This window comes from Halobacillus halophilus (assembly GCF_020171985.1).
GTDB lineage: Bacteria > Bacillota > Bacilli > Bacillales > Halobacillaceae > Halobacillus > Halobacillus halophilus_A.
On the sequence record NZ_JAIVAL010000001.1, the window covers coordinates 267,655 to 288,671 of the forward strand.

Consider the following 21,017-nt stretch of genomic DNA (forward strand, 5'->3'; position numbering starts at 1 on the left):
AAGTTCTTGACTACCAATATTTCCTTAGATTCGTTTGTATTTTCAAAAAATTATGCTAAAATGAATGTAAGTTCAGCGGATTGGGGATGGTGTATGAGAGATTTAAAAGAAGACATAATTCAAACCTCGCTTGAATTATTTGATCGTTATGGTTTTCACGGCGTGAGTGTCAATCAAATAGTAGAATTATCCCGTACGTCTAAAGGCGGTTTTTACCATCATTTCAGCTCCAAAGACGAACTCCTTTTCGTCATTCACGATACCTTCATTACATATGTATTGAAAGAAGCTCAATCAGCTAATGTCACTCACTCTTCTCCTGTAAAAAAGATTCAGGCTATCATCCATGCGTTTGTTCAAGTTTTCGATCTATACAAACCTCATATATCTGTTTTCTATCAGGAGAGTAATTATCTTAAACCTGAATACGAACGACAGATTAAGCAAAAACGGGATGAGTTTAAAAAGATGGTTTTTCAAGTCATCGAAGAAGGACAGGAGTCGGGCCATTTTCGCAAAGAACTGCCAGTGTCTATTACAGGTATGGCGATTCTGGGAATGGTGAATTGGATTTATAAGTGGTATAAACGGGATGGCCCACATTCGATCCATGAGATTTCAGATGTTTTCACGGATTTGATTTTGCACTTTTTACTGGCCGGGAAAGAAGAGACGGATTACTTGAATCAACTGATCCACGTTCCTTTTTTTTATGAAAATAAGTAAACGCTTTCATATATTTTTTTGACTACGTACCGACCAACCAGTCGGTCTTAATTCCCTGAGGAGGAATCATATGAATTTTGAATTAACGAAAGAACAGGAAATGACTAGAAAAATGGTTCGTGATTTTGCTGAGGAGGTTATTCATCCGCGCGCGGTAGATATTGATACTAAAGCAGAATTTCCAGAAGATATTTTTAAAGAGATGGGAAAACTCGGGCTTCTTGGTATACCATTTCCAGAAGAATATGGTGGATCCGGCGGGGATACGGTTACTTATGCCTTAGCTGTGGAAGAAATTGGTCGTGTCTGCGGTTCTACTGGACTTAGTTATGCAGCTGCCGTTTCTCTTGGAGCAAGCCCCATTTATTATTTCGGCACAGAGGAACAGAAACAGGAATTCTTAACTCCACTGGCCAAGGGAGAGGCACTCGCCTCTTTTGGGCTAACAGAACCAAATGCTGGCTCTGATGCAGGGGGAACGAAAACAAGAGCTGAACTTAAAGGAGACCATTACGTTATAAATGGAGAAAAATGCTGGATTACGAATGCAGAATATGCTCGATCTATCACTGTAACGGCCGTCTCGGGTAAACGGGAAGATGGTAAAAATATTATTTCAGCTTTCATCATCCCTAAAGATACTCCGGGCATGAAGATCAGCAGTCCTTATGAAAAGATGGGTGTCCGGGGATCCAATACTTCCGAAATCATCCTGGAAGATGTGAAAGTACCCAAGGAAAATCTTCTTGGAGATCCAGAAAAAGGGTTTAAACAGTTCCTTTACACGCTAGATGGAGGAAGAATTTCCATTGCTGCTCTTGCTGTAGGCATCGCGCAGGCTTCGCTGGATCGTGCTCTGGCCTACGCAAAAGAAAGAAAACAATTTGGCCAGCCAATTTCCAATTTTCAAGCCATTCAGTTTAAATTAGCGGATATGGCCATGGAAGTGGAACTAGCTCGAAATATGGTACTAAAATCTGCCTGGTTAAAAGATCAAGGGAAAAACTTCACGAAAGAATCAGCGTATGCTAAGCTGTTCGCTTCTGAAACCGCTTTCCGATCATCCAATCAAGCCATCCAAATACACGGAGGCTACGGTTATATGAGGGAATATGAAGTAGAGCGTTATCTTCGTGATGCTAAACTGCTTGAAATTGGAGAGGGAACGTCTGAGATTCAACGTTTGGTTATCGCTCGTCAGCTAGGCTGCTAATAAATAAAGAGGAGGAATTCGTATATGTCCCTTTTGGAAGCAACCGTAGGAGAACTATTAGAGGAACAGGCTCGTCAATTTCCTGAACAGGAAGCTTTTGTTTACCCTGAGAAGAAACTGCGAAAGACCTATAAGGAATTTAATGACATGGTTGATAAGACAGCTAAAGGTCTCATGTCATTAGGGATAGAAAAAGGAGAACACATAGCTATATGGTCAGATAATAAGCCGGAGTGGCTTCTTTCTCAGTTTGCCACAGGAAAAATGGGCGGGGTTCTCGTTACCGTAAATACAAATTACAGAGCGCAGGAACTTGAATACCTTTTAAAACAATCTGATGCAACCACTTTAATACTAGCGGAAGATTTTAGAGGCACCTCCTATATTGATATTTTGAAAGAGATCTGCCCAGAGCTTTCCTCCTCTTTAAAAGGAGATTTGCAAAGCGAGCGGCTTCCTCATCTGAAAAATATTATTACTTTAAGTGATAAGGAACATCCAGGTTGCTACACGTGGAATGACTTAATTGATATGAGCCGATCCACAAGTGAAGAAAAACTAGAAGAACGTAAAAAATCTCTATCTTACAAAGATGTGATCAATATGCAATACACTTCAGGAACGACAGGTTTTCCTAAAGGTGTGATGCTGAGCCATTATAATATTGTCAATAATGGCAATCAGGTCGCGGACTGTATGAGGCTCACCAATGAAGATCGATTGTGCATCCCTGTTCCTTTTTTCCATTGCTTTGGCTGTGTATTAGGAACGCTTGCTGCGGTATCTAAAGGAGCAACCATGGTTATTCTTGAACAATTTGAACCTTTACAGGTCTTAAAGGCGGTAAAAGAAGAAGCATGTACAGCGCTTCATGGAGTGCCCACGATGTTTATTGCTGAACTTAATCACCCTGAGTTTAAAGAATGGAAACCGACCACTCTTCGAACAGGAATTATGGCAGGATCCACCTGTCCTATGGAAGTTATGAAAAGTGTGATGGAGGATATGGGAGCAGAGGAAATTACCATTGCTTATGGTCAAACTGAATCCTCTCCCGTTATTACCCAGACCAAGGCGGATGATCCAATTGAGCTTCGTGTTTCCAGTGTCGGAAAGGCACATCCGAACGTAGAAGTGAAAATCATTGACCCGGCTATTGGAGATGAAGCAGAAGCAGGGATACCTGGAGAACTCTGCACTCGGGGTTATCTTGTTATGGAAGGTTATTACAAAAACCAGGAAGCTACGGATACAGCAATTGATCCAGAAGGATGGCTTCATACTGGTGATATTGCTGTGATGGATGAAGATGGATATATTGAAATTACCGGGCGCATGAAGGATATGATTATTCGTGGCGGAGAAAACGTATATCCACGTGAAATTGAAGAGTTCTTATATCAGCATCCAGATGTGCTGGATGTTCAAGTAGTCGGTGTTCCCGATCAGAAATACGGAGAAGAGATCATGGCCTGGATCATTCCTAAGGAAGGAAAGTCAATCGAAGAAACTGATATTCGTGAATTTTGTGAAGGTCAAATTTCTAAGCATAAAATTCCAAGATACATCATGTTTACAGATGAGTATCCGATGACCGCAAGTGGGAAAATTCAAAAGTTTAAACTGAGGGAAGATGCGCTGGACATGATGGATTTGAAATCGTAAAAAGGGGTGGAGAATGGTGTTTACGAAAATACTCATTGCCAATCGGGGAGAAATAGCAGCTCGTGTCATACGTACGTGTAAAAAGATGAATATAAGCACTGTAGCCGTCTATTCAGAAGCGGACCAGGAGGCCCCTTATGTAAAAGAAGCGGATGAAAGTTATTTAATAGGGAAGCCAAGGGTAAGTGAATCCTATTTAAATATCGATAAAATCTTGAAAGCTGCCAGGGAATCGGGGGCAGAGGCTATTCATCCAGGCTACGGGCTCCTTAGTGAAAGTGCTGAATTTGCTGAAAAAGTAACTAAAGCTGGGCTTGTATTTATAGGACCAAGACCAGAAGTCATTGCTAAGATGGGAGACAAAATTGCAGCTCGTCATGAGATGAGTCAGGCTGGTGTACCGATCGTACCCGGGACAGATGAAGCAGTAGCCTCTGCTGAAGCTGCCTTATCTATCGCTCAATCATTTGGTTATCCTGTCATGTTAAAAGCGGCAGCAGGCGGAGGCGGTATAGGGATGCAGGCCGTCTATTCCGATGAAGAACTTGAGAAGGCCTTTGAGGGGAATTCCAAGCGTGCGCAGACGTTTTTCGGCGACGGGAAAATGTTTATTGAAAAACTAATTGAGAATCCAAGGCACATCGAAATGCAAGTGCTTGCTGACCACCATGGTAATGCTGTGCATTTATTTGAAAGAGAATGTTCGATTCAAAGACGGCACCAAAAAGTGGTGGAAGAAGCTCCCTCACCTGTACTTACTGAGAAAACACGACGTCAAATGGGGGAAAGCGCATTAAAAGCAGTAGAAAGACTTGGTTATTCCAATGCCGGAACCATTGAATTTTTGGTAGATGAACAGGAAAACTATTATTTTCTTGAAATGAATACACGTCTTCAAGTAGAGCACCCCGTAACAGAAGAAATTACAGGTGTAGATCTGGTCGAGCAGCAGTTAAGAGTCGCTTCAAACGAGATTCTTTCTCTTAAACAGGAAGATCTTTCGATTCAAGGTCACGCGATTGAAGTTCGTATTTATGCAGAGGATCCGAACACGTTTTATCCTTCTCCGGGCCAGCTTACAAAGCTGGAATTGCCGGAAGGTGAAAACATCCGGCATGAACTGGCTGTAAATGGAAGTTCGAAGGTCACTCCTTTTTACGATCCGATGATTGCGAAGCTGGTGGTACATGGCGAGACGAGAGAGCAGGCGATTGATCTGATGGCAAAGGCTCTCCATAAATATGAAATTGAAGGAATTAAATCAAACTTAACTATGTTAAAACGTATTATTACGCACGACCAATACAAAAAAGGAAATACAAAAACAACCTTTATCCAGGATTATTACTTACCTACGTTAACCAACCAATAAGGAGAGATGAATGATGAATGAAGTAAAAGCATCGATGGCAGGAAGTGTATGGAAATTAGTCGTTCAGCAAGGCGAAGAAGTCAGTGAAGGTCAGGACATAGCTATCTTAGAATCTATGAAAATGGAAATCCCCATCCCTTCAGAATCATCAGGGAGTGTAAAAGAATTAAAGGTCAGTGAAGGTGATTTTGTGAATGAAGGCGACGTTATTGCCATTATAGAATAACAGGAGCGGATATTATGCTGGAGTTACCAGAAGAAGTGACGATCAAAGAGGTAGGTCCCCGGGATGGCCTACAGAATGAGTCCAGGGAAGTTCCGACAGAAGATAAAATTTCCTGGATAAATCAATTGTCAGAAGCCGGTTATTCCTACATTGAATTTAGTTCTTTCGTCCATCCGAAATGGATACCCCAGTTAAAGGATGCGAAACAAGTAGCTTCATCTATTGAGAGAAAACCAGGTATAACTTACGCAGCACTGGTACCCAATATGAAAGGGCTTGAAACAGCGCTGGAAACAGACGTAGATGAAGTATCTGTGTTTATGTCAGCTAGTGAAAGTCATAATAAAAAAAATATAAACAAATCGATCGAAGAAACTTATCCTGTCCTGAGGGAAGTTGTGCAGGAAGCAAAGGGCGCTGGAAAAACGGTCCGCGGCTATGTATCTACCGTATTTGGCTGTCCTTATGAAGGCCATATTCCGGTTAGACAGGTCATAGACGTTAGCAAACAGTTGCTTGATATGGGGGTAGATGAACTTTCCTTAGGGGACACCATTGGGGTTGCCAATCCTAAGCAGGTAGACATGGCCCTATACGAAATTCGGAAGCAGTTATCCTTCAAGGATATTGCTATGCATTTTCATAATACGAGAGGAATGGCTCTAGCAAATGTTCTGGTTTCGTTAGATCATGGGATTACCACGTTTGACAGTTCGCTTGGTGGACTTGGAGGCTGTCCTTATGCAAAGGGTGCTTCAGGCAATCTGGCTACTGAGGACCTCGTTCATATGCTGCACCAGATGGGTGTATCAACGGGTATAGACGAACCTAAACTCAGACAGGCTGCTTCCTTTATTCAACGTACATTAAATAAACCGTTAGCCAGTCATGTGATGCAGATAGAACGATCAAGGTGAGAAAGGAGGCTGTGAGATGAGCGAACTTGTTACGTTAAAAGAGGTAAATGAGCATGTCTTATTACTAACTTTAAATCGTCCAGAAGCAGCAAATGCTCTTTCAAGGGAGTTACTGGATCAGCTAGCAGCTCGAGCAAAAGAAATTAACCAGCGTACTGACGTGCGGGCAGTATTGATTACGGGAAGCGGAACGAAAGTGTTTTGTGCTGGAGCAGACTTAAAGGAACGCGCGAATATGTCCGAGCAGGAAGTTATTCAAACGGTTGAAAAAATTGGCAATACCATTCAGATGATCGAACAAATCTCTGTGCCTACCATCGCTGTGATCAATGGGGTTGCTTTTGGAGGGGGGCTTGAACTTGCTTTAGCTTGCGATTTGCGTATTATGAGTAATTCAGCAAGAGTGGGGCTCACTGAAACCTCTCTTGGAATCATACCTGGAGCAGGAGGAACCCAGCGGCTCAGCCGGTTAATTGGACTCGGAAAAGCGAAAGCAATGATATACACAGCCCGCCCAATCGAAGCTCAGCGGGCCCATGCGATCGGACTTGCGGAATATGTGTACGAGCCTCAGTTACTGTTAGAAGAAGCAAAAGACATTGCGTTTTCCATTGCACGCAATGCGCCTATTGCACTTAGACAGGCTAAAAAAGCTATCCATGATGGATATGACAAGGAATTATCTGCAGGGCTTCAAATTGAAAAGGAATGCTATCAAAAAACGATTGACACAGAGGACCGGCTAGAAGGTCTGAAAGCATTTAAAGAGAAAAGGAAACCAGAATATAAAGGAAAGTAAGGAGGGGAAAGAATGGCGAAGAATCAGACGTTAGAAGAAAAAAGAAAGCATATTTCCTCGGGTGGAGCAGAAAAGTACCATGCTAAAAATGCAGAAAAAGGAAAAATGTTTGTACGAGAGCGTCTACAGTTATTATTCGATGATGATATGAGTATTGAGGATGCTTTTTTCGCCAATAATCAGGACGATAAACTTCCTGCTGATGGAGTGGTTACAGGCATAGGTAAAATTAACGGAGAACAGGTTTGTGTCATGGCCAATGATTCTACTGTTAAAGCAGGATCATGGGGAGCACGAACTGTTGAAAAGATCATTCGAATTCAGGAAACAGCTATGAAACTGCAGCTACCGATGCTTTACCTCGTAGATTCTGCTGGAGCCAGAATCACCGATCAAGTAGATATGTTTCCTAATCGGAGGGGAGCCGGCCGCATTTTTCATAACCAGATAAAGTTATCCGGCCGGGTTCCTCAAGTCTGTTTATTATTCGGACCCTCAGCCGCTGGAGGAGCTTACATACCTGCTTTCTGCGATATTGTAGTTATGGTCGACGGAAATGCTTCGATGTATCTTGGATCACCGAGAATGGCAGAGAAAGTGATTGGAGAAAAGGTATCCCTTGAAGAAATGGGAGGGGCAAAGATGCATTGCTCCGTTTCGGGATGTGGGGATGTACTTGCTAAGGATGAGCAGGAAGCTATATCATTTGCACGAAAATACATGAGTTATTTTCCAGCGAATTACCGAAAAGCTCCAGCTCAAAAAGAAAGTATTGACCCAGTAGCATTTGAAAAATCCATAGAAGAATTGATTCCAGAAAATCAAAATGCCCCTTTTGATATGTATCAGTTAATTGACCGTATTATCGATGAAGGTTCTTTTTGTGAAATTAAAAAGAAATTTGCCCCGGAACTTATTACCGGTTTATCGAGAATAGACGGTCGCGTGGTCGGTATTATAGCCAACCAGCCGAGAGCCAAAGGCGGAGTGCTATTTCCGGACTCGGCCGATAAGTCCGCTAAATTTATTCAGCTTTGCGATGCCTTTAATATCCCTTTATTATTCCTGGTCGACATTCCAGGATTCATGATTGGTACGAAGGTGGAACGAGCGGGTATTATCCGGCACGGAGCTAAAATGTTGTCAGCCATGAGTGAAGCGACCGTTCCTAAGATCTCTGTTATTGTAAGAAAAGCTTATGGTGCAGGGCTTTATGCTATGGCAGGTCCTGCCTTTGAGCCGGATGCGTGTATAGCTCTTCCAACAGCTCAAATTGCTGTAATGGGCCCTGAAGCGGCTGTAAATGCAGTATATGCGAACAAAATAGCTGAACTTCCTGAAGAAGAAAGACCCGCGTTTATTAAAGAAAAACACGAAGAATATAAAGAGAATATCGATATTTATCGCTTAGCTTCTGAACTCGTGATCGATGATATTATCCAGCCTGACCGGCTGAGAGAAGAACTTGCAATTCGATATGAAGCCTACCAGAATAAAGATGTAACTTTCACGGAAAGAAAACACGGAGTCTATCCTGTATAAAAAAATCTCCTGATCAGTTTGATCAGGAGATTTTTTGTATTTAGGTAGATGGAGTAGATTTTTTTCCAATCATTTGTATCTGATCTATGGTGTCCGGGTTTTCTAGAGCGCTTAAATCACCTGCAGGTTTGTTTAAATAAGCAGATTTAATAGCTCGTCTCATTACTTTTGCATTTCTCGTTTTAGGCAAATCATCAACAATATAGATTTTTTTTGGAGCAAGGGCTTTTCCTAACTTATTAGCTAAGTGGCTTTTAAATTCACTTATTAGCTCATCTGATCTTTTAGTGTTGGGATTAAGTACGACAAATGCTACTGCCTCTTCTCCTTTAACTTCATGTGGTACACCAATCACTCCCGCTTCTGTAATGGAAGGATGTTCAACTAGTACGGATTCAACCTCTGCCGGACCGAGCCGCTTGCCCGCTACATTAAGAACATCATCGGAGCGGCCTGTTATAGTATAAAAACCTTCATCATCAAGAATGACCCAGTCGCCATGGACCCAGGTATCTTTGAAGCGGTTCCAATAGGTCTCTTCATAACGTTCGTTTTCGTTATAGAACCCACTGGTCATGCCAACCCAGGGTTTCCGTAACACTAATTCACCTACTTGATTCTTGAGAGGATCTCCTGTTTCATCGAAAACATCTGCATCCATTCCTGGCAAAGCAGCATTAAATGTAACCGGCTGAATAGGCTTTATCAGCACATTCCCAAGAATACCTCCTGAAATTTCAGTGCCCCCTGAGTAGTTAAAGATAGGGACGTTGGAGTTGCCTGCCTGTTTAAACAGCCAGCGCCATGGTTCAGGATTCCAGGGCTCTCCTGTGGAACCAATTAGTTTAAGAGAGCTTAAGTTATGTTTTTGAATCCATTCTTCCCCGTGCTTCATCATGGATCGAACAAGAGTAGGAGAAATACCTAAATGGGTTACATTATATTTTTCTACTAAACTCCACAGGCGATCAGGCTCAGGAAAATCAGGGGTGCCTTCAAACATGACTATAGATGAACCGTTAACCAGGCCACCATAAACTAAAAAGGGGCCCATCATCCAACCCATATCCGTGTACCAAAATAGAGTATCCTCGCTGGTAACATCCATGCATACTCCAGCATCAAATGCTGCTTTTGTTGGAAAGCCCGAATGCGTATGCACAGCTCCTTTTGGTCTCCCTGTGGTGCCTGAAGTATAAATAATCATAAAAGGATCATCTGATTCCATACTCTTTGTATTGTAAACGGTTTCATTTTCGAGCAATCGAGACCATGGGGTATCTCTGTATTCATTCCAATCAATTTCACAGTCAGCTCGCTCGACTACTATTACATGTTCTAAAGAAGGGCATTGGTCACAGGCAAGGTCTGCTTCCATTTTCATCGGAATGGTCTTTCCTCTTCTAAAGAATCCGTCAGCTGTAATAAGAGCTTTGGAGCGGGCAGCCTGAATTCTTGTAGCAATCGCATCCGCTTTATAGCCTGAAAATGCGGGAGAGAATATTGCCCCTACTTTTGAGATGGCAAGCATTGAAATGAGAGTTTCCGGGATCATAGGCATATAAAGCGTAATAATATCTCCTTTGCCAATCCCCAGTTTGTGTAATCCATTGGCGACACGATTTACTTCCTGGAGTAACTCTTTATAAGTAAATTGAATCGTATCTCCGTTGTCACCCTCCCAGTAGAGTGCCACGGTGTCCTTTTTGTTATCATTTGTGGCCCATTTATCGAGAGCATTGTGGGCTACATTCATCTTTCCTCCAGTAAACCACTTCGGATAAGCAATTCCTCTGGATAAATCAACCGTTTTACCATACGATTGGTCCCATTCTATTCCTAATTCTTTCAAGGCTTCATCCCAGAACCATTCTATTTCTTCTATAGATTTTTTGTGAAAAGCATCATAATCTTCGTATCCTAATTTTTGCATCCATTGATACAACCGCGTACTGTTAATTTGACTTTTCGATGGAATCCATGCTTTTTCATATGTATTCATGTAGATTTCCGCCTCCAGTTTAATGTACTTTAATCTCACCTTCTATTATACCGGAGATGGAGGCTTTAATGAATGATTGTACTTTTTTCACAAGGGTGATTCATGGGATATAAACCTGAATAAAAAGTGTATTCTAAAAAAATTTGGTAATAATAACGTTCAAAGATTCAGGTGTTTAAAAATTTGTAAAAAGATAGTGTTTCTCACGAAAATCCCCTTAATTTGGATAAAAGATTCCAAATAATTTAAATATCGACTTCTTTCGAGGGACTTTAACAATTAATTAATTGTTTCAAACTTAAATTAATGGTAAAGTCAAAATCGGAGATACTCATTACTGTTGTAGAATAAGGCTCAAGAGCCCGGCATTAAAACATTACCATTCATTAAGAAAAGAATGTTATTCTATAATGGGAATACGATAAGGCTAGATGTAACTAGGAGGTAGATTATGAGAATTATTGTAGCAGGAGGAGACGGTTTTTGCGGTTGGCCAACGGCATTATACCTTTCCAAACAAGGACACGATGTAACTATTGTTGATAATTTAGCACGCAGAAAAATCGACGAAGAACTTCATTCCAATTCAGTAACGCCCATAGCTTCATTAGAAGACCGAGTGGCTAAGTGGAAAGAGGTAACGGGAAATGAAATTCGTACTTTCATTGGCGATTTAAATCACTATGATTTCTTAAGAGAAGTATTCCGCCAGGTGCAGCCTGAAGCATTCGTTCACTTTGCTGAACAGCGTTCAGCTCCATATTCCATGATTGATCGTGAGCACGCTGCTTATACACAAACCAATAATGTTATTGGAAATTTGAATGTACTATATGCCATTAAAGAATTCGCTCCGGAGTGCCATTTAATTAAATTAGGTACGATGGGAGAATACGGAACTCCAAATATTGATATTGAAGAAGGATATATAGAAATAGAGCATAAGGGGAGAAAAGATACGCTTCCTTACCCTAAACAACCTGGTTCTTTCTATCATCTTTCCAAAGTTCATGATAGCCACAATATTATGTTTGCTTGTAAGATCTGGGGTATCCGTGCGACAGACCTTAACCAGGGTATCGTGTATGGACTACATACAGAAGAAACAAAACTTGATCCAATGTTAGTAAACCGCGTAGATTATGATGGAGTATTTGGTACAGCCTTGAATCGTTTTGCTAATCAGGCAGCCATTGGTCATGACATTACGGTTTATGGATCAGGAGGTCAGACGAGAGCTTTCCTTAATATTGAAGATACTGTTCGTTGTGTAGAAATTGCTGCAGAAAACCCGGCTGACAACGGAGAATTCCGTGTATTTAACCAGTTTACTGAATGGTTCTCTGTACAGGAACTAGCTGACCGTGTACAAAAGATTGCTCATGAAGAAGGTTTGGATACTCAAGTTAAGAAAATTGAGAACCCTAGAATTGAGAATGAAGACCATTATTATAATGCAGTTAACACGAAACTTCGCGATCTAGGCTTAGAACCTCATCTATTAACAGATGACGTTATTCGAGATATTCTGCGTACAGCAGTTGAACATAAAGACCGTATTATTGCTGAAAACGTATTACCATCAATCACTTGGAAGTAAGGAGTTTTCCACTTTGAAAATCGCCATCATTACTGAAACGTTCCTCCCATCAACAGATGGAGTGGTAACCAGACTGAAGGAAGCCATCAAATACCTGCAAAGTCAAGAACATCAAGTGGTCGTGATAGCTCCGGACCTTGGTGTGAAGGAGTATGAAGGTGCGATTGTAGAAGGGGTTAAAGCAACAAAATTGCCTTTTTATCGTTCGAAAGAGTTCTCCTTACCTCAACGGAAGGTAAAAGACTTACTGCAAAAACATAATCCGGATCTTGTTCATGTCGTTAACCCAGCTATCGTTGGGGTGGCAGGAGTGTATTACGCAAATAAGCTCAATTATCCGTTAATTGCTTCTTATCATACGCATGTGCCTAAGTATCTGGATTTTTATCGACTATATCCCTTTAAGCCTCTCGTATGGTGGTATTTTCGTAAACTTCACAATTATGCGCACGTTAATTTATGCACTTCTAAAGCAATCAAAAGAGAGCTCGACGACAAAAACTTCCATAATGTAAACGTGTGGGATCGCGGGGTTGCAGTAGATCATTATCACCCGAAGCATAAGACAGAAGAAATGCGTGAGCGGCTTTCTGGCGGAAAACCTGAGAATAAATTACTCGTGTTTGTCGGTCGTTTGGCGCCCGAAAAAGAAATTCACAAAATCAGACCATTGCTTGATCAAAGGGAAGACTTATCCTTAGCTATTGTGGGGGATGGCCCTGTTAAAGAAGAACTTGAATACACCTTTGAGGGAACCAATACCGTCTTTACTGGTCTTTTACATGGGGAAGAACTAAGAGAAGCATTTTCTTCATCGGACGCTCTGATTTTTCCTTCTGTAACGGAAACTTTGGGACTCGTCATCTTAGAATCCATGGCTTCAGGCCTTCCGGTTATTGCTGCAAAAAGCGGCCCTACGATGGAACAGGTGGAAGACGGAAAAACAGGCATTCTTTTTGAAAATGAAAATACGGATAGTATGATTGATGCTATTAACCGTCTGGAAGACGAAGTGCTTTATAAGTACTTATGTAAAAACGCAAGAGCCGAAGCAGAAAAACACAGTTGGCAAAAACCATCTGAACAGATACTGGATTATTACCATGAAACCTTACGGGTATTTGGAGAAAATGAAGAGTACTCGACTAAAAAATCAAAGGTTAAAGTCACAGAGTAAATACTCTGTGACTTTTAATTTGAGTGGGGAATTTCCAATAAATTGGAGAGATAGTACTACAAATTACTTAGTAGTAACTCCGAAATGAAGGGTAAAACGAAGTTAGTTTAAACGTTCTTTATAACGAATTAAATAGTAAAAGATATAAGCTTTATAACTCTTACATACAACTTAGTAGCAACTCCAATTAAATTATAAAAAAACAGAATACATAATTAAACAGAAAATAACAAATAAACAGTAGTGCCAGAAGGACGAAGCATAAAAGTATAGGTTGTTAAAGACGGGATCCAGACAACTTTTAATAGTAAAACCTAATAAAACAATCTGGCTAACCGTAGCAGGGGGTAATAATGCTAAATGATTTGACTTAAAACTTAGTAGCAACTCCGAAAACAAAATAAAAAACAATCCATAAATACAATAAACATTTTTAAACAAAAAAATCTAGAGCAAAAAAATTTAATAGTCAATAAAATATTAATTAAGTAACAAAAGGTTCCAAAGAAAATAAATGATTAGATAAACACAATAAGCGCAAATTAAGTATATAAACAGGCGAGCTGCAAAAATACTTGGCTGGAATGAATATAATGTAACGAGAAACTAATAATTATTTAAGTAATAATCGCATAGTGAGAATTTAAAGCTGAAGAGATAAAACAATGAATCATAATATTAGTTGGTTAAATGTTAATTTGATTCGAACTGACTGATCATAAGCAGTATGGATACCAGATAATCCAAAAATTTTATGATCTACAATGAAATTTCATTCTGTCTCACTATCATAAGTAAACTTGATTTTTGAGACATAATAGTTTGAATTTAATTAACTTCCTATAATATATATTATGTAAACTAGGATTTTAAAAATAATCATTACATGTAACATTTTATTTAATACCTACTCCACCCGCTAAAATGATAGATCGTTTTTCGAGTTCAGCAATACCTGTTTATACATACTCATCATAAATCCTGGAGCGAGTATTTCTTCTTTCTTGTGTGACACAAATTGAACGTTACGAGTCATGTGAAGATTGCAAGTTATACTAGAATTTGAAGCGTTCATGTATCTCTTACATTAGTTTGTTTTCATCTTTCTTCTGGATTACTTTTTTAAATTGTTTATAGTTCTTTGAATAAATTTGAGTTTGTTTAATCCATTCATTCCATTCACCAAATATCCTCATTACGAACTTTTGTTCCTATCCCGTGATTTTAGCATTTTATTATATTGTAGAGTTAAATTTGCTACCTTCTCTTAAGCAGTAAACCTGACAGGAAAGCTTAATGATTAAAACTTTTAAATAGTTCATTTACTTTTTTAGATTTTAAGTACCATCTTCTGCGTATATTTGAAAATATGTTATACGAAAGTTTACATTACGTAGCTAATCCTCGCCTTTTGCTTCTAAATATTATCTTACATACTATGGTCGTTTATATTGTTCCGTAGTCCTTTCATAAAAGCTTTTTTAACAACTGGAGCTTTATATTAATTAAATGGCTCAAACATAAAAGTCATCCTTATTTAAAGGATGACTTTTCTAAACATTAAAACAGGAACATATGTTCCTGACCTGTAAATTTGGCACTAAGCTAAAAAATATTCACTAAACTAACCTTCATTTACCTTTTCTATATAATAAATGATCCATAACCCTTTTCAATAAATCCGATAAAAGGCACTTTTGAAAAAAATATTCCTATATTTGAAAAATAACCGGTGATATATTTCCTATTTATCATTATTTTCGAGAAAAATAGTTTTTATTTAAGAAATTGGGGTAAGCTTTGCCTTGTGTCTTACTATTAAAGGAATTTGGAAAATGCTAAAATATGGAGGTTTTGCAGATGTTTACTTTAAGTGACTTACCGATGTTCTTTATAAATTTCTTTTTCATATTACCAATCGTTACTCTCGTCCATGAAGCAGGGCATGTTTGGATAGCCCGTTTGTTTGGTGGTAAGATTCATTTTTGTATTGGTACAGGGAAAACGATTTTCAATATTGGAAAATTAGAAGTTAAGAAGAAGTATTTCATGGAAGGGTGGTGCCAATATGAAGACTTAACTTATAATAAAACGTGGGCGCATGTCAGTATATATTTGGCTGGTAGTGTCTTTAACATGATAGTCATTCTAACGATTAATTATCTTATCTTTGCAGATATATTGCCGCCTGCTTTATTTTTCTATCAATATTCATATTTCTCAGTTTACTTTATTTTCTTTTCACTCTTTCCTTACCGAGATGACGACGGAAAACCAAGCGACGGCTTGGCTGTATATGATGTCATCCGATACGGGAAAGCAGAAGATCCTATTGATTGATTTTAGTCCTGCTGAGCTGATTTGTTAAAAACGCGCTTTAAGTATTCATAAACGCGAGTTTCCTCTAATTCTGAGTACGTATAATCCAAATAAGAAGTAACTTCTCGTTTTATGACTATAAATAACTCACACATTTGGAATAATGCCTTCCACATATTATGATAATCTCCATCTGCATACGTGCTTTTATAATCCTTCCAAACGTCAGCTGCTAAAAAATATTCGAAGTATTTACCGGCAGTGCCGACGTTTACCTGGAAGTTATTATTTGCACCTATGTACCAGCTGATCATGCGTTTAAGCATTTTTCTTACGGGGCCTTCCATCATTTCTTTGGCATATGGAAATTGTTGTCTGGCCAGTCCTTTAGCCACATATGTGCTTACCCACCAAAATTCATTAGTACAGTGCTTAATATCATCATAAGATGGCTTCTTAACTAGATAATCCCGTTCATCAGGTGCTAGTAATTCAGGCAGTTTGTTATCTTTATCCATTAAAACAACACTCAAACTATCCAGCTTCTTGGGAAGATAATTTTCAGGGTATAACGTGAGATCAATTCGGTTTCCATCCATAAACTGGATTAAGTAGGAAAATTTGTACCCCTGTTCATGATCACCGGGGTACAATTGTATATCATCCGGCATCTGCATGATAAGTCTCTTACCAAAAACATCTACCCAGGAATGATCTGCCAAAAAGGGGGATAACTCCGTAACCACGTAGACAATATCATAGTCCTGAAAAGGATCAGGACTAACCTTCGGATTAACTCGTGATCCATTCATTATTACCCCTCTAACAGAACTGGTTTTTTCAGCAACCGATAGAATCAGTTGCATCATCTCTTTATCTGATCTCATCACATTACCCTCCCATATGAAATTACCTTCCCTCCTCACCCGTTAAATTCTTAATGTGATATCATGAATGTAAAAATATTTATAATTAGAAAGGAAAAGTTATGAAAAAACGCCTATACTCTATTTTCCTAGCAGTTTTTGCAGGAGTAGCAGCTTATGCAGTAAAGCCTAGAAAAGTTCAAGCCCCGACTAATGAGAATATGATATCTCTTACGTATCCTGGTACAAATGTAATTATAACCCCGGGTGATTTATTATTTACTCCCATTGGAAAAAGCGAATCAAAATATGCTGGCCATGTCGGAATAGTAAATTCCCGGAGAGAAGTTATTCACTCCATCCCTTCCGGATTAATGAAAGACCCTATTAGCCGTTATTTTAATAAATTCCGATCGATTACTATTTTTTCTGCTAAAGAACCCCAAAGTGGGATGAAAGCCTGCGCATACCTTGACTATCTTCATACCAATTATCCAAAAGCGGCTTATAAAGTATTCACACCGCTCGGCTATAGTGATCATGAACAATATTGTACAAAAATTGTGTGGCAGTCCTATTATTTTGGAGCAGGTATAAATTTAGGACGCCTATCAGAACATTCCCTAGCCATTCACCCGATCTTATTAAAAGATAAAAGACACTTGAACTGTGTGGCTAAAAACTTGTAATTTAAAGTCTCATAATCCTTATAAATATTTTAGGAACTCATTTTCAGGAAGAATCTCTATGGAATGACCTTGACTTAGTAACGTTTCTGTACGATCTAGCTTACTGTTTTTCTTTCCCTGTAGATATTGTTCGTACGTTTTGTTACCTACCACTAAGTAATTGGTATTGCTTTCAACCGTTGAATAGGTATGGCCGCCAAAGTTATCTACAGTCTGGATAGCCTTTTCCCGATTCATAGATGATAGCTTTCCTGTAAACACAAATGAAGCACCATAGAAGGTATGGCTCGGATCGGTTTCTTTAGTTGCTGCGGCATAACTTAAACTATAAGGCTTTTTTGCTTTTTTCTTCTTATTCAATCGTGCAGGTTCATATTGCTGATCATACATCATGCCGTTCGTTGTCTGTGTCTTCTCAACAAGATCTTTAGTATCATCAACCTTTAGCTCTTCGCAAGCCTTAAGTAAAATATGAGCTGCGGCTTGTGCATCCTCCAGCGCGTGGTGATGATTAAATCGAAAACCAATATGATCTGATACAGACTTTAAATTGTAACGCGGCAGCTCCCAAGTTTTCTTAGAGATATTTAAAGTACAGTTATAAGCAAGCAGTGGATATGGAAGCAGGTATTCATCGAGAACGGCACGTAGCACACCCATATCAAATTGCGCATTATGCGCCACTAGAAACTTACCTTCCACCATTGGTTGGATTTCATTTTTCCACAAGATATCAAACTCGTACGCATCAGCTACATCATCCTTGGTTATCCCGTGTATACTCACATTACGCGAGGAGAAATAATTTTTTTTAGGTTTTACCAAACGATAGTATTCATGTTTTACTTCGTCGTTTTCATACTCTACTAATCCGATTGAACAGACACTCCCTCGTGAGGAATTGGCTGTCTCAAAATCAAGTGCTACAAAATTCATTGAGAATCCCCTTTTATGAACATCTTTACTTTTATCATAAAACCAACTATGCCTTGAGTCTATCATAAAGTCTTCGTGTACGATTAATAGACTTCAATTCTTTGATATGGTTACATTCACTTCGACTTGACATAAGTCTGCTTCTACTACAGTGGTTTCTATAGTGTATAGATCTAAAAAAGCCTCCTGTAATAAGGAGGCCGGTAAACATTATTTCTTTTTATATACAGTAAGTTTTTCTTCTATAGGAGTTCTACGTTTGGTTTTCGGCTTCTGATCAAAGTAACCCAGATGGAGAAAGCCAGCTATTTTCTCACCAGCTTGCACCCCCAGCATATCACGAACCTTTGGCTCGTGGATTTGTGGATTTGTTTTCCAAACAACTCCTAACTCTCTTTCCCATGCCAGTAACTGGAAATTTTGTATAAGAGAACTGATGGCCCCAAAATTCTCTTCCCATTGTTTCTGACGAGGATCTTCATCCATTACAGCAATTAAAAAAGCTTTAGGCTGGCTGTAATAATTTCTTCTATTTTCCTGCCTATCTTTCGGAAAAGTCTGCACAATATCTTCCACAAACTGATCTTTTTCTTTTGTTGGAATAAATATAAAACGCCAAGGTTCTCTTAATCCATGTGTTGGGGCCCAACGAGCATCTTCTAAGAGTTCCTTAATTAAGGATTCAGGAACTTCTTTATCTACATAACCACTTTTTACGGAGCGGCGTTCACGAATAATTCTGGCTAATTCACTTTTATTTTGATCCATGGTTTCACCTACATTTATATAATTTTTTTCTAACATAGACGATAATCATTCTCACTTGCAATGTCAATTAGTTATCTAATGACTTTTGACATAGTAATGTCTGTTATGTGGTACATAGACTCTTTATAGAGATGGATGGCACGTTCGTTGTGAGCAAAAACGTGTAAGGAAAGTTTCTTTACTCCCTGCTTTTTTACATGCTTTTCTAAGGTTTCTAGGGCTCTCCGTCCAAGACCCTGTCCTCTGTATGGTTCAAAAATTACAAAGTTGTAAATGAAAGCTTCCTTTTGAGGGTGATTTTCATCAAAATGGTACCAGAAATACCCAATAGATTCGTTCGTATCAGGTTTACTCAAAGACAATAAATAATGATCAACCGTCTTAAGCCCTTCCGGTAAGAGAAGTTGAAATGATTCTTTTGATTTCTGTAGAGCTTCTTCTTGCGTCCAGGTTCCAGCTTTAACCTTTTCATCTGCATAATTTTGTACTTCCACTTTCATTAATTCATCGAAGACTATTGGCTTCATTTCGTTTAAATTAAGCATAAAACTAAATTCCCCCTCTCATATACCCTCGGTATTCATAAGTACCAGTCGCCAACCATCAGGATCTTCAATAGTTATCCCTTTTTCTTCCCAATAGGGATTTTCGGGTGCTACCGCATGGAAACCTAGATTAGCTAATCGGCTTTCTATCAATTGGATTTCTTTTTTTTCAGCTATGTAAAGCACCAATAAATTATCCTTACTGGGAGCAGGACATGGACTCCCTTCTTCATGAGTAGTGAACTCTAATTGATACTGACAATCGGGTAAGCCGAAAACCACACCATCATAGCCAGCATGATTAATAAAATAAGTTAATTTAGGTAATCCTATTCCTTCTTCATAAAAAGATATAATTTCTGGTAATTGATCGGTTGGCCTCGCTACTCTAATTTGTGAAGCTGAAAACCCTTCGAATTTCATAAGAAACCTCCCTGTATATAATATAGTACAATATTAGAAAACTTAGGACAAAATCTGGTTATAATAAGAAAACCACTTTTAATATCAAAGTGGTCCTCTTTTAAACCTATTGTTTTTCTACTAGTGCATTTGCTATTTCTTTAGAAAACCTTTCTGCTGAAAGCGGTCCTGCAAATGTTCCCATATCTCCTGGTAACTCATAAGTATGATTTTTTTCCACAAAATTAAGATTTGTCCACGCCGGATTATCCGCCAGGTTATCGAAGATAGGATCGTCATCTTGGACTAGATAAAAAAAGTGAGAGTCCTGATAATTCTGTAAGGCTTCGACGTTGGTCGAGATGAAACCATATATTTCAGGTTTCTCGGTTTTAACCGCATTACTTGCATTCATCTTATTGAGAACTCCAGCGAGCACCGAGTTGTTGGTGAATAACCGCATAGTAGGTGTGTTCTGAGAAGTAAAAGCCTGCGCTACTACTGCATTCAAGTTTTCATAACCAGCTTCTTGAATACGTTCTCCCTGTTCTTTAAAAGTTGCCTCCATTTGTTTGATATACTGTTTTGCTTTTTCCTCTTTATTGAATACCTTACCCAGCGTATTAAACTCGCTTAGGAGATGTTGGTATTGATTCTCCGCCCCGTTTTCAGAATATGGAGCAAATAAGGCGGTAGGAGCAATACTCTCCAATTGATCTTTAAAACTTTCATGGCGATATTTCGCACCAATAATTAAATCAGGATCCAATCGGGAAATCGCCTCGAAATTGGGCTCTGATCTTGTGCCCACGTCCGTAACAGAGTCACTTAGAGGCTCTCCCACGTTCACCCATTTTTTATAACCTTCCAGGTCTGCAACTCCTACAGGCTCCACACCTAATGGTAATAAGTGTTCTACATATGTCCACTCTAATACAACTACCTTTTTAGGAACCCCATCGATAGTCATTGTACCTACTCCGTCTTCAAATGTGATAGAGCCTGTACTATTATCCTCAATTGATTCGGAATCCGTCGAAGCGGCTTTTTCCTCTTTACTTGATGGGGCGGAATTATCGCTACATGCCACCAAAATGCCTAAAAATAACACTACTCCTAAAATGCTAAGCTTTTTCATAAAGTTTAATCCCCTTTTTCAGTTGGAGTAATTCAGCAATTATATGTATCACTGACTATTGATAAAGATTATCATTATCAATAGTCAGTATAGAGAATGATAATTAGAAAGTCAA

Annotated in this window: 19 protein-coding genes; 12 read left to right on the plus strand and 7 right to left on the minus strand. The window is 39.1% G+C overall.

Annotated elements, in window-relative coordinates; translation table 11 throughout:
- Positions 1–93 precede the first annotated feature (93 nt).
- From LCM11_RS01335 to LCM11_RS01370, 8 genes are all read left to right on the plus strand, one after another.
- Positions 94–726 (plus strand): TetR/AcrR family transcriptional regulator, encoded by a 633-nt coding sequence (locus LCM11_RS01335; RefSeq protein ID WP_224892493.1) that lies wholly within the window; start codon positions 94–96, stop codon positions 724–726.
- Positions 727–796: 70 nt separating this feature from the next.
- The gene (locus LCM11_RS01340) at positions 797–1,939 is read left to right on the plus strand and encodes an acyl-CoA dehydrogenase (RefSeq protein ID WP_224892494.1); all 1,143 of its coding nucleotides are present in this window, start codon (positions 797–799) and stop codon (positions 1,937–1,939) included.
- A 24-nt stretch (positions 1,940–1,963) separates the two neighbouring features.
- Positions 1,964–3,604 carry an AMP-binding protein gene (locus LCM11_RS01345; RefSeq protein ID WP_224892495.1) on the plus strand — a complete coding sequence of 547 codons (1,641 nt, stop codon included), beginning with the start codon at positions 1,964–1,966 and terminating at the stop codon, positions 3,602–3,604.
- Positions 3,605–3,620: 16 nt separating this feature from the next.
- Positions 3,621–4,976, plus strand: coding sequence for an acetyl/propionyl/methylcrotonyl-CoA carboxylase subunit alpha (locus tag LCM11_RS01350; protein WP_224892496.1), 1,356 nt, complete (start codon positions 3,621–3,623; stop codon positions 4,974–4,976).
- A 13-nt stretch (positions 4,977–4,989) separates the two neighbouring features.
- Positions 4,990–5,202: an acetyl-CoA carboxylase biotin carboxyl carrier protein subunit gene (locus LCM11_RS01355; RefSeq protein ID WP_224892497.1), complete on the plus strand. Its 213-nt coding sequence runs from the start codon at positions 4,990–4,992 to the stop codon at positions 5,200–5,202.
- 14 nt (positions 5,203–5,216) lie between these two features.
- Positions 5,217–6,119 (plus strand): hydroxymethylglutaryl-CoA lyase, encoded by a 903-nt coding sequence (locus tag LCM11_RS01360; protein ID WP_318246130.1) that lies wholly within the window; start codon positions 5,217–5,219, stop codon positions 6,117–6,119.
- Positions 6,120–6,135: 16 nt separating this feature from the next.
- A complete protein-coding gene (locus LCM11_RS01365) occupies positions 6,136–6,918 on the plus strand; it encodes an enoyl-CoA hydratase (protein WP_224892498.1) in 783 nt (260 codons plus the stop codon).
- Between the two features lie 12 nt (positions 6,919–6,930).
- The gene (locus LCM11_RS01370) at positions 6,931–8,460 is read left to right on the plus strand and encodes an acyl-CoA carboxylase subunit beta (RefSeq protein WP_224892499.1); all 1,530 of its coding nucleotides are present in this window, start codon (positions 6,931–6,933) and stop codon (positions 8,458–8,460) included.
- A gap of 40 nt (positions 8,461–8,500) precedes the next feature.
- Here LCM11_RS01370 and LCM11_RS01375 read toward each other — a convergent pair whose 3' ends face one another.
- Positions 8,501–10,462 (minus strand): AMP-binding protein, encoded by a 1,962-nt coding sequence (locus tag LCM11_RS01375; protein ID WP_224892500.1) that lies wholly within the window; start codon positions 10,460–10,462, stop codon positions 8,501–8,503.
- A gap of 451 nt (positions 10,463–10,913) precedes the next feature.
- Between LCM11_RS01375 and LCM11_RS01380 the strand changes: the two genes are divergently transcribed.
- The 3 genes from LCM11_RS01380 (at position 10,914) to LCM11_RS01390 (ending at position 15,579) form a co-directional block, all read left to right on the plus strand.
- Entirely contained in the window at positions 10,914–12,062 is a 1,149-nt protein-coding gene (locus LCM11_RS01380) for an NAD-dependent epimerase/dehydratase family protein (RefSeq protein ID WP_224892501.1), read from the plus strand.
- A 13-nt stretch (positions 12,063–12,075) separates the two neighbouring features.
- Positions 12,076–13,239, plus strand: coding sequence for a glycosyltransferase family 4 protein (locus tag LCM11_RS01385; protein WP_224892502.1), 1,164 nt, complete (start codon positions 12,076–12,078; stop codon positions 13,237–13,239).
- Positions 13,240–15,099: 1,860 nt separating this feature from the next.
- Positions 15,100–15,579 carry a site-2 protease family protein gene (locus LCM11_RS01390; RefSeq protein WP_224892503.1) on the plus strand — a complete coding sequence of 160 codons (480 nt, stop codon included), beginning with the start codon at positions 15,100–15,102 and terminating at the stop codon, positions 15,577–15,579.
- A 2-nt stretch (positions 15,580–15,581) separates the two neighbouring features.
- On the opposite strand, the gene LCM11_RS01395 is transcribed toward LCM11_RS01390, so the two are convergent.
- The gene (locus LCM11_RS01395) at positions 15,582–16,445 is read right to left on the minus strand and encodes an aminoglycoside 6-adenylyltransferase (RefSeq protein ID WP_224892504.1); all 864 of its coding nucleotides are present in this window, start codon (positions 16,443–16,445) and stop codon (positions 15,582–15,584) included.
- Between the two features lie 101 nt (positions 16,446–16,546).
- Between LCM11_RS01395 and LCM11_RS01400 the strand changes: the two genes are divergently transcribed.
- Complete coding sequence (locus LCM11_RS01400; protein ID WP_224892505.1) at positions 16,547–17,113, plus strand: hypothetical protein; 567 nt, start codon at positions 16,547–16,549, stop codon at positions 17,111–17,113.
- Between the two features lie 18 nt (positions 17,114–17,131).
- On the opposite strand, the gene LCM11_RS01405 is transcribed toward LCM11_RS01400, so the two are convergent.
- The 5 genes from LCM11_RS01405 to LCM11_RS01425 form a co-directional block, all read right to left on the minus strand.
- On the minus strand, positions 17,132–18,049 hold the full coding sequence (locus LCM11_RS01405) for an exonuclease domain-containing protein (protein WP_224892506.1): 918 nt from the start codon (positions 18,047–18,049) through the stop codon (positions 17,132–17,134).
- A 210-nt stretch (positions 18,050–18,259) separates the two neighbouring features.
- Complete coding sequence (locus tag LCM11_RS01410) at positions 18,260–18,817, minus strand: nitroreductase (protein WP_224893068.1); 558 nt, start codon at positions 18,815–18,817, stop codon at positions 18,260–18,262.
- Positions 18,818–18,888: 71 nt separating this feature from the next.
- A complete protein-coding gene (locus LCM11_RS01415) occupies positions 18,889–19,362 on the minus strand; it encodes a GNAT family N-acetyltransferase (protein WP_224892507.1) in 474 nt (157 codons plus the stop codon).
- Positions 19,363–19,380: 18 nt separating this feature from the next.
- Positions 19,381–19,785, minus strand: a complete 405-nt coding sequence (locus LCM11_RS01420; RefSeq protein ID WP_224892508.1) for a VOC family protein — start codon at positions 19,783–19,785, stop codon at positions 19,381–19,383.
- Between the two features lie 106 nt (positions 19,786–19,891).
- The gene (locus LCM11_RS01425) at positions 19,892–20,902 is read right to left on the minus strand and encodes an ABC transporter substrate-binding protein (RefSeq protein ID WP_224892509.1); all 1,011 of its coding nucleotides are present in this window, start codon (positions 20,900–20,902) and stop codon (positions 19,892–19,894) included.
- Between the last annotated feature and the right edge of the window lie 115 nt (positions 20,903–21,017).

Excerpts from the sequence above, each read along its gene's own strand:
- LCM11_RS01335 (WP_224892493.1), top strand. The coding sequence starts at position 94 with ATGAGAGATTTAAAAGAAGACATAATTCAAACCTCGCTTGAATTATTT.
- LCM11_RS01340 (WP_224892494.1), top strand. The coding sequence starts at position 797 with ATGAATTTTGAATTAACGAAAGAACAGGAAATGACTAGAAAAATGGTT.
- LCM11_RS01345 (WP_224892495.1), top strand. The coding sequence starts at position 1,964 with ATGTCCCTTTTGGAAGCAACCGTAGGAGAACTATTAGAGGAACAGGCT.
- LCM11_RS01355 (WP_224892497.1), top strand. The coding sequence starts at position 4,990 with ATGAATGAAGTAAAAGCATCGATGGCAGGAAGTGTATGGAAATTAGTC.
- LCM11_RS01360 (WP_318246130.1), top strand. The coding sequence starts at position 5,217 with ATGCTGGAGTTACCAGAAGAAGTGACGATCAAAGAGGTAGGTCCCCGG.
- LCM11_RS01365 (WP_224892498.1), top strand. The coding sequence starts at position 6,136 with ATGAGCGAACTTGTTACGTTAAAAGAGGTAAATGAGCATGTCTTATTA.
- LCM11_RS01370 (WP_224892499.1), top strand. The coding sequence starts at position 6,931 with ATGGCGAAGAATCAGACGTTAGAAGAAAAAAGAAAGCATATTTCCTCG.
- LCM11_RS01375 (WP_224892500.1), bottom strand. The coding sequence starts at position 10,462 with ATGAATACATATGAAAAAGCATGGATTCCATCGAAAAGTCAAATTAAC.
- LCM11_RS01380 (WP_224892501.1), top strand. The coding sequence starts at position 10,914 with ATGAGAATTATTGTAGCAGGAGGAGACGGTTTTTGCGGTTGGCCAACG.
- LCM11_RS01390 (WP_224892503.1), top strand. The coding sequence starts at position 15,100 with ATGTTTACTTTAAGTGACTTACCGATGTTCTTTATAAATTTCTTTTTC.
- LCM11_RS01395 (WP_224892504.1), bottom strand. The coding sequence starts at position 16,445 with ATGAGATCAGATAAAGAGATGATGCAACTGATTCTATCGGTTGCTGAA.
- LCM11_RS01400 (WP_224892505.1), top strand. The coding sequence starts at position 16,547 with ATGAAAAAACGCCTATACTCTATTTTCCTAGCAGTTTTTGCAGGAGTA.
- LCM11_RS01405 (WP_224892506.1), bottom strand. The coding sequence starts at position 18,049 with ATGAATTTTGTAGCACTTGATTTTGAGACAGCCAATTCCTCACGAGGG.
- LCM11_RS01410 (WP_224893068.1), bottom strand. The coding sequence starts at position 18,817 with ATGGATCAAAATAAAAGTGAATTAGCCAGAATTATTCGTGAACGCCGC.
- LCM11_RS01415 (WP_224892507.1), bottom strand. The coding sequence starts at position 19,362 with ATGCTTAATTTAAACGAAATGAAGCCAATAGTCTTCGATGAATTAATG.
- LCM11_RS01420 (WP_224892508.1), bottom strand. The coding sequence starts at position 19,785 with ATGAAATTCGAAGGGTTTTCAGCTTCACAAATTAGAGTAGCGAGGCCA.
- LCM11_RS01425 (WP_224892509.1), bottom strand. The coding sequence starts at position 20,902 with ATGAAAAAGCTTAGCATTTTAGGAGTAGTGTTATTTTTAGGCATTTTG.